Here is a 13,809-nt window from a genome sequence, read left to right on the forward strand (position 1 = left end):
CCGCGCTCACCAGCGCAGCAGGGCCAGCTCGATGGTCGAGCCGGGCCCCATGGTCATCAGCACGCCGAGGTCGCCGGGTGCCACGATCCGCTCCGCCAAGAGCCGCTCGTAGGAGAACAGGAACGAGCCGCTGGAGACGTTGCCGTAGTCCCGCAGCACGCTGAGCGTGTGCCGGACGTCGTGCCGGCTCAGTCCGAGGTTCACCCGGACCGAGTCGACGACCTTCTTGCCCCCGGAGTGCACCAGCCAGTGCGCGATCTGCGAGCGGTGCACGCCGGTGCCGTGCAGCAGCCGGGCGAGGGCCTGCTCGGCGTGCGCCCCCACCACGTAGGGCACCTCGGGGTCGAGGTAGAAGCTGAACTTGCCCTGCTCGTCGTCCCAGTCGTAGCGCATCGCCCCCACCGCCTCGGGGATGATCCGGCTGGAGAAGCGCAGCAGGGCGGGCCCGCCGCCGGCCGGCGGGGTGTCGTCGGCGGTCACCGCGATCGCCGCGGCGCCGTCGCCGAACAGGCTGTTCACCACGGCGGAGCGCATGGTGCCGTCGAAGACGTACGCGGCCGAGCATGCCTCGACGCAGACCATCACGGCCCGCTCGCCGGGGTGGGCGGCGGCCCAACCGGCGACCGCCGTCAGGGCGTTGAGGCCCGCGTTGCAGCCCATGCCGACCACGTCCAGCCGTGAGCAGTGCGGCGAGAGCCCCATCTCCTTGATGAGCAGCGCGGAGAAGCCGGGCGTGATGAACCCGGTCGAGGAGACGCAGCACAGGTATCCCACGTCCGCGGCCTCGAAGCCGCCCGCGGCCAGGCAGGAGGTGACGGCCCGTCGGGCCAGGTCGACCCCGCTGACGAGGTGTTTGCGCAGCAGCTGCCCCTGGGTCTCGTCGGCGCGCAGGCCGTCGGCGCCGCGTGGCGGCAGGGTCAGGTGCCGCCGTTCGATGGCGCTGTTCAGGAACACCGACCTGATCCGCGGATCGCTGATCCGGAACTCGTCGAGCAGTTCGCGCTGGGTGTAGGAGTCGGGCGGCACCGCGGTGCCGACGGCGGCGATCCGCGGGAGTGCGCGGCCGGCCGGCGGCGCGGACGGCCCGGTGGGTTGGGCCAGGACTGCTTCCACCATTCCCCCCTTCGGTGGTGACGGGATGTCGGCGGTCAGGACAGGTAGTCCTCGGGGCCGCCGTCGCGGACGGTGTCGAGGGTGAAGCAGTGGAAGCCGCCGCCGAACAGCCGCCGGTGCCGGTGCCGGACCGGCACGACGGTGAAGCGGTGCTGTTCGAGGGTGCGCATCAGCTCCGGGCACGCCTCGTTGACCAGGACGGTGTCCGGGCCGGCCGAGAGCACGTTCATGTCGATGAACGGGCTGGTGAGGATGAGGTCGTTGTCCTCGTACGCCGGGAAGTTGTTGTCCGTCGGGGCGGGCGGCACGATCAGGTCCCAGCCGCGCAGCGGTTCGGGGAGCTGGTCGGCGACCTCCTTGTTGCGCACCAGCAGCGTGCCCGGGCGCAGCGCGAGCACCATGCTGTCGATGTGGCTGTCGCTGAGCTGGTGGACCCGGTGCACCCGGAACCGCCCCTCGAGGTGGCGCTCCAGCCAGTCGACGGCCATGGCGTGGTTCGCGGTGGAGATGTTGACCAGCAGGTCCCGGCCGAGCCGCAGGCACTGGGCGCCGTCGAACATCATCTCGAAGCCGACGTCGTAGGGGGACGGCTCCGGGTTCTCGATCGGCTCGGTGGGCCCGCCGACGCGGCTGCTGCCGCGGGCGTAGGACAGGTCGAAGGACGCGTCGGTCATCAGCGGACGCGGCATCACCGTCCAGCGTGCGCCCTGCTTGAAGTAGTCGTTGAAGACCGGGGTGAGGAACTGCGTCTCGAACCAGCGGGAGCGGATCATCGGCGGCGTCTCGATGATCTCGTCGCCCAGGATCAGCGTGTTGTCCCGCACGTTGAGCGGCGGGACGACCGCGGCCGACCAGGCCGGCGTCCGCACCTCGGTGGTGCTCTCGTGCACGTCGAGCGGCCGATGGACCGTCACCCCCAGGGACTGGAGCGCCTCGACGATGCCTTCGATGTCCTCCAGCAGCTCCTCCACGTAGCGCTGCTTGATGGTGGAGCGCTCCGCCGGCCGGTCGGAGCCGACGCTGAGCCGGGGGTAGTACCACTCGGAGCGGACCAGGTTGTCGTGGAAGAAGAGGTCGAAGGAGAGCTCGCGTTCGTGCGAGGTGTAGTTGACCGCCGAGCCGACGACCACCTCGCGCAGGGGTGACCACTCGTCGTAACTGTTCAGCTTCATGGGCGTCGTCGCTCCTGGTGGCGAAGGGCGGAAAAACGGTGGCCGGACCGCCGGGGGTCCCGCACGTCGGGGGACTGCGCCGGCGGAATGTGCGCGCAGCGGTACTGACACGAACCGGGCTGAAATCGCTCGGACAAGGCCGCTGAACTGGGTCTTTGAAAGATCCTTTGCAATGCCGTACGGCCGGGCTCGGCAGGGCCTGCAGGGTGCGGCGAATGGATCCGGCTATCACAGCCTAGGCACGAGTCGGCGACGACAGCAAGCAGTTGTCGAAGGATCGGAGTTCGTGCCAGGAGAAAGTGGACCGGTCCTGATCGAACCCGGAAAATCGGACATCTCGCCCCGCTGAGCTGCGCGAACAAAATTTGTTGACATGCCCCTGCTGCGGTGGCAGGCTCCGAGAAGGTCGCTGCGGCGGACGATGCCGCACGAACGCTGTCGCGGGGGTGGTGGCTCATGAATCAGCCTTTTGGTGATCCCGAAGCGGATCCCGTTCTCGAACGATTCAACTTCCTGGTCAATGCGCCGGCTCTTTTCAACGCGGTGGTGACCGCCACCGAACTGGACATATTCGGATTCCTCTCCAGCAATCCCGGAGCGGAATTCGAGAAGGTCCGTGAATTCACCGGCCTGGCAGCCCATCCGCTGCGCGTCCTGCTGCACGCGGTGTGCACCACGGGCCTGCTGGAGCGGGACGGGACCGGCGGATACACCAACGCCCGGGCGGCCGAGCAGCTGCTCGCCACGGACGCGCCGGACAGCTGGCGCCGGATTCTCCTCGGCTGGCGCGAGATCTACTACCCGGCCTTCGGCCAGATGACCGGGGCCCTGCGGGCCGGCACCAACACCGCGCTCGCCGACTATCCCGGCACCGAGCCGACGCTCTATCAACGCCTGGCGCACCAGCCGGAGTTGGAGCGGGTCTTCCACGACTCGATGAGCGCGTTCACGATGCACAGCCTCTCCGGCCTGGTGGACCGCGAGGAGTTCTTCGGCCCGGCCCGCCACCTGCTGGACGTGGGCGGCGGCGACGGCACCACCACCGCCGCACTGGTGGAGCGCTACCCCGAACTCCGGGTCACCGTCTTCGACATGCCGAGCGTGGCCCGGCTCGCCGAGCAGACCCGCACGGCCGTCCCGCCGGACCGGGTCGAGCTGGCCGCCGGCGACCTGTTCGCGGACGCCTTCCCCGAGGGCGCGGACACCGTCCTGTTCAGCCACGTCCTGGAGATCTTCTCCGGCGAGCAGATCGTCGCCCTGCTGCGCAAGGCCCACCAGGCCCTGCCGGCCGGCGGCCGGGCGATCGTCTACGGGTACAACGTCTCCGACGACGAGACCCGCGGGCTCTTCTCCGCCCGCCTCTCGCTGTACCTCAACATCCTCGCCAGCGGCCAGGGCATGGCCTACCCGGCCAAGGACTACGAGCAGTGGCTCCGCCAGGCCGGCTTCGCCGAGGTGACCACCATCGGCGGACTTCCGTTCGAACACGGACTCACCACCGGCGTCAAGGCATAGGTTGGTCCACCGGGCCGGGACGATCCCCTCCGGCGCCCGGCCCTGACGGCCGGGCACGGCCAGGCCGTTCCGGCCACCGGGCGGGGCCCGATCCGGCCCTCCTCCGATCCCTCGAAGCACCGGCACGACGAAGACAGGCGTGGGAGCACATGCGTCCTTTCCCCGATCCCCGACCGGGGGTCCCCGACCACCGGTCACCGGCCCGCTACCTCCGATGGCTCGCCGGCCGACAGCGCGGCACCGCGCTGCTCGCCATGGTGCTGGGCATCGTCTGCGCCCTCTGCCAGGGCCTGGTCCCGGCCGCGGTGGGCCAGGGCATCGACGCCGGACTGCTCCGGCGCAGCCAGGACGCCCTGCTGCTGTGGAGCGCGGCGGTGCTCGCCCTCGGCGTCGGCCAGGCCGTCGCCGGCATGCTGCGCGACCGCGCCTCGGTCCGCAACCGCTACGGCGCGAGCTACACCACCACCCAGCTGATCACCCGTCAGGCCGCCTCGCTGGGTTCGGCGTTGGCCGCCAAGGTGTCGGCCGGTGAGGCGGTCAGCGTCGGCGCCGCCGACGTGACCCGGGTCGGCGTGGCGCTGGAGAGCACCGCACGCGGCAGCGGCGCGGTGGTCTCCGCGCTGGTCGTGGCCGGCATCATGCTGGCGCAGTCCTGGCAGCTCGGCCTGCTGGTCCTGCTCGGCATCCCCGCGATCGCCTGGGCGATGGCCCGGCTGATGCGCCTGCTGCACGCACGGCAGGACGAACTGCGCAGCCGCCAGGCCGACTTGGCCGACCTCGCGGTGGACATCGTGGCCGGCCTGCGGGTGCTGCGGGGCATCGGCGGCGAAGAGGTCTACGCCGATCGCTACCGCACCGCCTCGCAGCAGGTCCGGCGGGAGAGCGTGCGGGTGGCCGCCGTGGAGGCCTGGATCAGCGCGGCCAAGCTGCTGCTGCCGGGCCTGCTGGTCGCCGGCGTGGTCTGGCTGGGCGCGCACTACACCGCGACTGGCCGGCTCAGCGCGGGTCTGCTGGTGTCCTTCTACGGGTACGCGGTCTTCCTGACCGAGCAGTTGCGCCGGGCCACCGGCATGGTCGACCAGCTGACCCGCGCACTGGTGGCGTCGGGCCGGGTGGTGAAGCTGCTCGACCTGCAGCCCGACCTCGCCTCCGGCGAGGGCGCCCTGCCCGCCACCGACGCGCCGGAGCTGCTGGACCCGCAGTCCGGACTGGTGCTGCCGGCCGGCCGGATCCTCGGCGTGGTCTGCGCCGACCAACGCGACGCGGAAGGGCTCGCCGAACGGGTCGGGCGGTACGCGGACTCGGACGCCTCCTACGCGGGCGTGGCACTGTCCGACCTGCCGCTGGCCGAGGTGCGGCGCCGGATCCTGGTCGCCGACAACGAGGCCCGGCTGTTCTCCGGCCCGCTGCGCGGCGAACTCGACCCGCGCGACCGCGCGGCCTCCGATCCCCGGCTGCTGGCGGACGCGCTCGACGCGGCCTGCGCCACCGACATCACCGAGGCTCTCCCCGAGGGCCTCGACACCCGGATCGCCAACGGCGGGCGGGAGTTCTCCGGCGGGCAGCAGCAGCGGCTGCGGCTGGCCCGGGCGCTGATGGCCGACCCGGAGGTCCTGGTCCTGGTGGAGCCGACCAGCGCGGTGGACGCGAACACCGAGGGCGCGATGGCCGCCGGCCTGGCCGCCCACCGGGCGGGCCGCTCCACGCTGGTCGTCACCACCAGCCCGATCCTGCTGAACGCCACCGACCGCACCGTCCTGGTCCTGGACGGCAAGGTCGCCGCCACCGGCACCCACACCGAGCTTCTCGCCGACCCGCGCTACCGCTCCGTCGTCACCCGGGAGGTGGCCCCGTCGTGAACGAGCTCCCCATCGCATCGCCAGGCGAAGTACGCGCCCACGCGAAGGAGTTGATCCGCGGCAACCGGCCGGAGCTGGCGGGCACGCTGGTGCTGCACGCGCTGGCCACCGTCGCCGGACTGGTCGCGCCGTGGATGATCGGCCGGCTGATCCAGGACGCCGGCCGCCACGTCGACACCGCCGCGCTCACCGGCCTGGTGATCTGCCTCGCCGTCATCGCCCAGTCCCTGCTGGAGCGTTCCGCGACCTTCGGCTCCGTCCGGCTCGGCGAGAAGGTACTCGCCGGGCAGCGCGAGCGCTTCGTCGACCGCGTCCTCGCCCTGCCGCTCACCACCGTGGAGCGGGCCGGCGCCGGCGACCTGATCACCCGCACCACCCGGGACGTCGACGTCCTCGCCCGCACCGTCCAACTCGCCGCCCCCGACGCCATGGTGGCGCTGACCACGGTGCTGCTGACGCTCGGCGCGATCGCGCTCGTCAGCCCGGTGCTGGTCCTGCCCTGCCTGGTCGCGGTGCCGGTGCTGTGGGCCTCCACCCGGTGGTACCTGCGCCGGGCCCGGCCCGGCTACCTGCGGGCCAACGCCTCCTACTCGCGGATCACCGAGACCATCGCCCAGACCGTCGACGGGGCCCGCACGGTGGAGGCGCTCGGCGTCGCCGAGAAGCGGTTCGCCCAGCTGAACCGCGACATCGCGGAGTCCTACGCCGCCGAGCGGTACACCCTGTGGCTGCGCAGCGTGTACCTGCCGATCGCGGACACCGGGTACATCCTCCCGGTCGTCGCCACCATGGCCGTCGGCGGCGTGCTCTACCTGCACGGCGTGGTCACGCTCGCCGCCGCGACCGCCGCGACGCTGTACGTCCAGCAGTTGATCGGCCCGGTCGACCGGCTGCTGTTCTGGATGGACGAACTGCAGGTCGGCGGCGCCTCGCTGGCCCGCATCCTCGGGGTCGGCACGCCCGCCGAGTCCCCCGCCGCGACCGCGGCCCCCGCCGCGGGCCAGGCCGGCGACACCCGGACGGTGGAGCTGCGCGGGGTCCGCTACGCCTACCGCGAGGGCCACGACGTGCTGCACGGCGTCGACCTGGTGATCCGGCCGGGCGAGCGGCTGGCCGTGGTCGGCGCCTCCGGGGCCGGCAAGTCCACCCTGGGCCGGCTGCTGGCCGGCGTGGACCGCCCCGGAGCCGGCTCGGTGACCATCGGCGGCGCCTCCCTCGCCGACCTCCCGCTGGCCGAACTGCGCCGCCGGGTCGCCATGGTGACGCAGGAGCACCACGTCTTCACCGGCACCCTGCGGGACAACCTGATCGTGGCCCGCCCCGACGCCGGCGACCAGGAGCTGGAACGCGCGCTGCGCGCCGTCGACGCCTGGGACTGGGCGGCCGAACTGGGACTCGACGCCCGCCTCGGCGCCGGCGCCACCCGGCTCTCCCCGCCGCAGGCCGGGCAGCTGGCGCTGGCCCGCCTGGTCCTCGCCGACCCGTACGTGCTGGTGCTGGACGAGGCCACCGCGATGCTCGACCCGCGCGCCGCCCGGCACCTGGAGCGCTCACTGGCCGCGGTCCTGGAGGGCCGCACCGTCATCGCCGTCGCCCACCGCCTGCACACCGCGCACGACGCGGACCGCGTGGTGGTCATGGAGGACGGACGGATCGTCGAGGTCGGCCCGCACGACGAACTGGTCGCCAAGGGCGGCCACTACGCCGCGCTCTGGACGTCCTGGCACGGTCAGGACGAGGAGGTCCCGCGATGACCACAGGCCGGCTCACCGCCCCGGAGCACCCCCCGATCGCCGCCGACTACTGGACGACCCGGCTGGCCGGCGCCACCGCGGCCGAACTGCCCGCCGACCTCCCGTACGCGGCCGACCAGGAGTCCCGACCCGCCGTCGAGGAGCACCCGCTCGCGGCCGCGACCGCACACGCGCTCACCACCTCCGACGGCCCGGACGGCGAACCCGCAGTGCTGCTCGCGGCGCTCTGCGCGGTCCTGCACCGGCACACCGGCAGCACCGACCTGCTGACCGGCCTCGACTCCCGCCTGCTGGTACCCGTCCAGGGCGCACCGGACGGCGCCGCCGTGCTGCTGCCGATCCGGATCGCGCTCGACCCGGCCGGCCCGTTCGGCGAGCTGCTGCGCCAGGTCCGCGTCGCGATGGCCGAAGCCCGGGCGCACGCCGGGGAGTTGCCGCACAGCGGGGAGTCGCCGCAGTCCGGCGACCGCGACGGCGGACCGTTGCGGACCGCCCTGTGCGCCGCCGACCCCGGCCCGGCGGCGGCCGGGTCCGAGCCGCCGCTCGCCCTCGCCCTCGCGCACCGGGACGGCGCCGCGCTGCTCCGACTGCGCTACGACCGCGGCCGGACGAGCCGCAGCGGCGCGCGGTGGCTGCTCGGCCACCTGGCGACCCTGCTCGCCGCGGCGCTCGCCGACCCGGCCGCGCCGGTCCGCGAGCTGCCGGTGCAGGACGCACCGGCCCCGGACGCCTCCTGGCCACTCGCCGTCCCGCCCGGCCACCGCTCCCCCGCGCCGCCCGGCGCCGCGGAGACGCTGGTCGACCGCTTCCGCGCGGTGGCCGCCGAGCACGCCGACACGCCCGCCGTCACCGGCCCGTCCGGCGCCTTCCGCTACGGCGAGTTGGACGCGCTCACCACCGCGCTCGCCGACCGGCTGCTCGCCCACGCCGGACCCGGCGACCGGGTGGCGCTGCTCTGCGACCACGACATCGGCGCGGTGGCCGGCGTCTGGTCGGTCCTCAAGTCCGGCGCCGCCTACGTCCCGCTCGACCCGCGCCAGCCCGACGGCCGACTGGCCCGGATCCTGGCCAACGCCGAGGTCACGGCGGTGGCCTGCGATCCGGCCCTGGAGGAGCGGGCCCGCCGGCTCGCCCGGCAGCGGCCGGTGCTGGCCCTCGACCTGACGGCCGGTCAGGCAGATTCCGACCTGACGGCAAGTCAGACCAGCGGAGCCACGACGCCCCACCAGGCCACTGCCGATCCGACGCACCGTCAGTCCGCCGCCGACCCGACGACCCGCCGGCCCACCTCCAACGCGACGCACCGTCAGACCACCTCCGGCCCGGCGACCCACCAGACCGCCGCCGAGCCGCCAGGGCCGGCCGGCCGGGAGGCTCTCGCCTATCTGCTGCACACCTCGGGGTCGACCGGCACGCCGAAGGCCGTGCTGCAGAGCCACGGCAACGTCCTCGCCCACGCGCTGCGGTATGCGGAGCGGATCCGGCTGGGGCGCGGCGAGCAGGTGCCGCTGCTGGCCCGGTTCACCTTCGACGCCGGGGTGATGGACCTGTTCGGGGCGCTGCTGACCGGCGCGACCCTGCACGTGGTGGACCCGCTGCTGGCGCCCGCCGGGCTTCGCGGTGTGCTCGCCGCGGCGAACGCCTCGGTGCTGCACTGCACGCCGACGCTCTTCCGCCATCTGGTGGGCGACCTCGGCGAGCGGGAGGGCGCTCCGGAGCACGCGCTGGCGGGTGTGCGGCTGGTGGTGCTCGGCGGCGAGGAGGCGACCCGGCAGGACCTGCTTCGGTTCCTGGCCGTGTTCGGGCCGGACGCCGCACTGGTCAACGGGCTGGGCCCGACCGAGTGCACGCTCGCCCTGCAGCACCTGGCCACCCGGTCCGACCTGGAGCGGCCCACGCTGCCGGTCGGCCGACCCGTGCCCGGGATGGACGTGCGACTGCTGGACTCCGCGGGCCGCCCGACCGAGCTCTTCGGCGAGCTGGAGTTCCTCGGCGACCCGGTGGCGCTCGGCTACTGGCGGCAGGAGGAGGCCACCGCGGCGGCGTTCCGCACCCACCCGGACGGCACCCGCGGCTACCGCACCGGTGACCTGGCCCGCCGGCTGCCCGACGGCTCGCTGCTCTACCTGGGGCGCCGCGACCGGCAGGTGAAGATCCGCGGGCACCGGATCGAGCCCGGCGAGATCGAGTCCGCGCTGCGCGCCCACCCGACGGTGGCGCAGGCCGCCGTGGTCCTCGACGGCGGCGGCGGGTCGCCCCGGCTGCTCGCCTACGTCTCCTCGGCCACCGCGATCCCGCCCGACGGCCGCGAACTGCTCGAGTACCTGGGCCGGACGCTGCCCGACTACGCGGTGCCCGCCCTGGTGGTGCCGCTGGAGTCGATGCCGGTCGGCCCGACCGGGAAGCTGGACCGCTCGCGGCTCCCGGCTCCGGAGACCGCCGGCGGCCCGACGGACGCGGACGACGACGCCCGGCCGCGCACCGACCTGGAGCACGGCCTGGTCCGGATCTGGTGCGGCGTCCTCGGGCTGGAACGGGCCGGACTGCACGACAACTTCCTGGCCAGCGGCGGCGATTCGCTGCGGATGCTGGCGCTGCTCGACTCCACGCGCGAGGAGTACGGGGTGGAGATACCGCTCCTCGGGTTCCTCGCCGCGCCCACCGTCGCCACCTTGGCGCGGATCATCGAACGGAGGCAGTGATGCTCAGCTTGCCGCCCACCGACGGCGCGCACCGCTCCGCCGCACCCACCGACGCCGGCGGCGTCCGGGTACTGCTCGGCAACGACTTCAGCGAGGACGTGCGCGACGACCGGCGCTGGACCGGCTGGTGGGTGCAGCGGCTGATCTGGTTCGCCCGCGACGGGGACGTGCTGGTCCTGCCGGGAGCCCCGGACGAGGCGTTCCTCGAGTACGCCACCGCTCTCACCGGGACCCGCCGCGACACCCTCACCGTGGTCGTCCCCCCGGCCGAGGACGCCGAGGCGGCGGGCACCCTCGGCCCCGCCCGGCTGGCGGACCCGTCGTTCGTGGCGGAGCTCCGCAAGGCCGTCGACGGACGCCGGGTGGCGCACCTGTCCGCGCTGTGGCCCGACCCGGCCGTGGCCCGGCTGGCCCGGCAGCTGGGCCTCGCCGCGGCGATGCCCGGCCACGGCTTCGTCTCGCAGGGCGGCGGGCTGCTGGTCAACAGCAAGTCGGTGTTCCGCGCGGTGGCGGGCGGCGCCGGGGTGCCGGTGCCCGACGGCGCGGTGTGCACCAACCCGGAGAGCGCCGAGCGGGTCGTCCTCGACCTGCTGGAGGGCGGCGAGGCCGTCGTCCTGAAGCACGACTTCCTGTCCGGGGGCCGCGGCAACGAGATCCTCAGCACCGATCCGACGGTCCGCCCGATCGGCGCCCGCCGGGTGGTGCACGTCACCGGGGCGGGCGACGTCCGCGACTACCTCGCCGAACGCTGGGCGTGGCTGAGCGGCGGCGGCCGCAGCCGTCCGGTGGTCGAGCGCTACCACCGGGACAGCTCCGCCTTCTTCGCCGAGTACCTGGTCGGCGACTCCGGGACCGACCTCGGCGGGACGGGCGAACTGCTGTCCGCGCCGTACGCGGTGGGGCAGGTGATGCCCGCTCAGGGGCTGGAGCCGGAGGTCCTCGACCAGCTGTTCCGGGGCGCCGAGCGGCTCGGCGAGGCGCTGCGCGCCATCGGCTACCGGGGCGTGCTGAGCCCGGACGCCATCGTCACGCCGGAACGCGAGGTGCTCTTCACCGAGTTCAACGGCCGGGTCACCGGATCGACCCACATCTACGGGGTGATCGGCCGCACGGTCACCGGCGCCGGGTTCGGCCGGGACCGCATCATCCTGGAGCGGGTCTGGCCGGAGGGCTGGTCCACGCCGTCGTTCGCCGCGGCGCTCGCCCGGCTGACCGAGGCCGGCCTGGCGTACCGCCCCGACACCCGCACCGGCGTGGTCCTCACCAACGCCTTCGACGGCGTCAACGGCGTCATGTACTGCGTCGTCGCCGAGGACCTGGACCGGGCCTGGGCGTGCGACCGCTCGCTGGCCGAGCTCTTCGGCGCCTAGGCCCTGTCGCCTGTCCGGCGGACCCGTCCGAGAGTCCGTCAATCGTGCAGTCGCCACTCGAACCGGAAGGACCGATCGTGACCGACCTCCAGTCCAAGCTGGCCGCCCTGTGGGCGGACCTCCTCAACAGCGAACTCCCCGACGCGGACGCCGACTTCTTCGAGGACGGCGGCACCTCGCTGAGCGCGGTCCACCTGGCCGCGCTGATCCAGGAGCACTTCCGGGTCTCGGTCGACGCGATCGAGATCGTCACCGCCCGTTCCCTGTCCGCCGTCTGCGAGCTGGTCGGCGAGCGGCTGTCCACGGCCGCCTGACCCCCGGCCGGGCCGCGCACCGCGGCCCGGCGCCCCACCCCGGACGGAGCTAAGCAACGATGGCAGCAATTGCACGCAGCGGGCCGCTGACGCTCGCTCAGCGACGGATGTGGCTCCGCTCGTACTGGCGCGGCCACGGCGAGTTCTTCCCGGCCTGGACCCGGCGCTGGGAGCTGCCGCCCGGGATCTCCGCGGACGCGGTGGCGGCCGCGTTCGCCGTACTGGCGGCGCGGCACGAGATCCTGCGGACCGTCTTCCTGATCGGCCCGGACGGCGAGCCGGTCCAGGCCGTGCTGGCGGCCGAGGGCTTCCGGCCGCCGGTGTCGGTGGTGGAGTCCGGTCCGGCGGCACCCGACGCCCCGGCGGAGGGGGCCGGGCCGCTCACCGTGGGCGCCGCGTTCGCCCGGCCGCTGTGGTCGGCCCGCCTGCACGCGGCGGCCGGTCGGGTGCACACCGTGGACCTGGTCTTCGACCACATCGTCAGCGACGGTGCCGGCCTGCAGAACTGGCGCGAGCAGCTGCTCGACCTGTGCGAGGGCCGCGACGCGCCCCGCCCGACCGCCCACCCGCTCGACCGCCAGGCCGCGGAACCCCGGCCGCGGACGGTCCCAGGGCGGTGGGAGCCGGAGCCGGACGCGCCCGCCGACCTCGCCGCGCACGCGCCGCAGATCCCGGTGCCGGGCCACGGGCGGCCGGTCACCGGACCGCGCTACGTGCTGTCCTCCACCTCCTACCAGGGGCTGCTCCCGCTGGTCGACCGGGTGTGCGAGCGCACCGCGGCCTCCCGCGCGACGGTCTTCATGACCGCCGTCGCCTGGCTGCTGAACCGGTACGCGGGCCATCCGCGGACGCTGTTCGCCAACTACGTCTCGCACCGCGTCGGCCGCGACGACGGGATCGAGTGCCGGGTGCGGCCGGTGGACGTGCTGGTGGAGACCGACGGGGCCGCGAGCTTCGCCGAGGCCCTGCGGGCCGTCAGCGCGGCGACCATGCGGGCGTACGAGCGCGACCTCCGGTTCGGCCCGGTCGCCCCGGAGCAGCGGGCCCGGACCGCCGCCGAGCGCGGGGCGGGATTCGTGGTGCCGGTCTACTTCAACTTCCAGGGCCGTCCGCGCGGCGCCGGGCCGTCCGAAGCACCCGACCCGAAGGTGCTGGTGGACCGGCGCGCTGAGGAGCTCGACGAGCTCGGCCGGCCCTGGTGCGTGGTGGTCTACGTGTACGTGCAGGGCGCCGAGGTGGTCCTGGACGTCGACGTGGACCTCCGGATGCTGTCCCTGGACACCGTCCACGCCTTCGCGGACGTGCTGCCCGAGCTGATCCGGCTGATGGCGGAGCGGCCCGACGCGCTCGTCGGCGCGGGGGACGCGCTCCTGCCGCCGGACTTCGCGGTGCGGACCGACAGCCGGCTGCTGGGCGACAACTGGGTCGACCTGCCCGCCACGGCCCGGGTGCTGCGCTCGGCCGCCGGCGTGCGGGAGGCGGAAGTCGCCTGGCTGGACGGTGAGTTGACGGCCCGTCTGGAGCTGGAGCCGGACACCGTGCTGTTCGACGTGCACGAGCACCTGCTGGCGGCGCAGCGTCTGCACCTCGACGTGGTGGCGCCGCGCCGCTACCTGCCGCCGGTCCCGGCCGGGTCGGGCGCGCCGGGCTGGTGGCCGGCCGACCTGCCGCGCGACGGCTGGCGGCCGGAGCGCGACGCGCCCCGGCTGCCTCCGGAGACCGAGGCCGAACGGGAGCTGTGCGCCGCGATCCGCGAGACCCACGGGATCGAGGTCGACGACCTGGCGCTCAGCTACGTGGCCGCCGGCGGCCTGGTGCTGCGCGCCCCGGCGGTGGTCGAGGCGCTGCTGCGCCGCCGTCTGACCGGCCTGAACTCCTCCCACTTCGGCACCCCGTACACCCTGCGGGCGATCGCCCGCTGCCTGCGCCCCGAGGCCGCCCGCGCCACCGACGGCGCCACCTACCTGGGCTGAGCCGCCGATCCGGCCGCCGTCCCCGATCCGCCGACGG

Annotated in this window: 9 protein-coding genes; 7 read left to right on the forward strand and 2 right to left on the reverse strand. The window is 74.2% G+C overall.

The genetic code is table 11. From position 1 onward, the window contains the following. Window positions 1-6: 6 nt before the first annotated feature. The gene (gene dpgA / locus AB0K51_RS12955) at window positions 7-1,116 is read right to left on the reverse strand and encodes a 3,5-dihydroxyphenylacetyl-CoA synthase DpgA (protein WP_363453698.1); all 1,110 of its coding nucleotides are present in this window, start codon (window positions 1,114-1,116) and stop codon (window positions 7-9) included. Window positions 1,117-1,148: 32 nt separating this feature from the next. Further along, window positions 1,149-2,285 (reverse strand): glycine amidinotransferase, encoded by a 1,137-nt coding sequence (locus AB0K51_RS12960; protein ID WP_363453700.1) that lies wholly within the window; start codon window positions 2,283-2,285, stop codon window positions 1,149-1,151. Between the two features lie 456 nt (window positions 2,286-2,741). On the opposite strand from AB0K51_RS12960, the gene AB0K51_RS12965 reads away from it, so the two are divergent. The 7 genes from AB0K51_RS12965 to AB0K51_RS12995 all read left to right on the forward strand — a co-directional run bounded on the left by AB0K51_RS12965 (window position 2,742) and on the right by AB0K51_RS12995 (window position 13,772). Next, window positions 2,742-3,800, forward strand: a complete 1,059-nt coding sequence (locus AB0K51_RS12965; protein WP_363453702.1) for a methyltransferase — start codon at window positions 2,742-2,744, stop codon at window positions 3,798-3,800. 149 nt (window positions 3,801-3,949) lie between these two features. Beyond that, window positions 3,950-5,659: an ABC transporter ATP-binding protein gene (locus AB0K51_RS12970; protein WP_363453704.1), complete on the forward strand. Its 1,710-nt coding sequence runs from the start codon at window positions 3,950-3,952 to the stop codon at window positions 5,657-5,659. Next, a complete protein-coding gene (locus AB0K51_RS12975; protein WP_363453706.1) occupies window positions 5,656-7,413 on the forward strand; it encodes an ABC transporter ATP-binding protein in 1,758 nt (585 codons plus the stop codon). The genes AB0K51_RS12970 and AB0K51_RS12975 overlap by 4 nt, the downstream gene beginning before the upstream one ends. Next, entirely contained in the window at window positions 7,410-10,115 is a 2,706-nt protein-coding gene (locus AB0K51_RS12980; RefSeq protein WP_363453708.1) for an AMP-binding protein, read from the forward strand. Before AB0K51_RS12975 ends, AB0K51_RS12980 begins: the two co-directional genes overlap by 4 nt. Beyond that, window positions 10,115-11,485: a peptide ligase PGM1-related protein gene (locus tag AB0K51_RS12985; protein WP_363453710.1), complete on the forward strand. Its 1,371-nt coding sequence runs from the start codon at window positions 10,115-10,117 to the stop codon at window positions 11,483-11,485. Before AB0K51_RS12980 ends, AB0K51_RS12985 begins: the two co-directional genes overlap by 1 nt. Window positions 11,486-11,562: 77 nt before the next feature. After that, on the forward strand, window positions 11,563-11,799 hold the full coding sequence (locus AB0K51_RS12990) for a phosphopantetheine-binding protein (protein ID WP_363453712.1): 237 nt from the start codon (window positions 11,563-11,565) through the stop codon (window positions 11,797-11,799). A gap of 59 nt (window positions 11,800-11,858) precedes the next feature. Continuing rightward, window positions 11,859-13,772: a condensation domain-containing protein gene (locus AB0K51_RS12995; protein ID WP_363453714.1), complete on the forward strand. Its 1,914-nt coding sequence runs from the start codon at window positions 11,859-11,861 to the stop codon at window positions 13,770-13,772. Window positions 13,773-13,809 lie beyond the last annotated feature (37 nt).

The organism is Kitasatospora sp. NPDC049285 (assembly GCF_040678815.1).
Lineage (GTDB): Bacteria > Actinomycetota > Actinomycetes > Streptomycetales > Streptomycetaceae > Kitasatospora.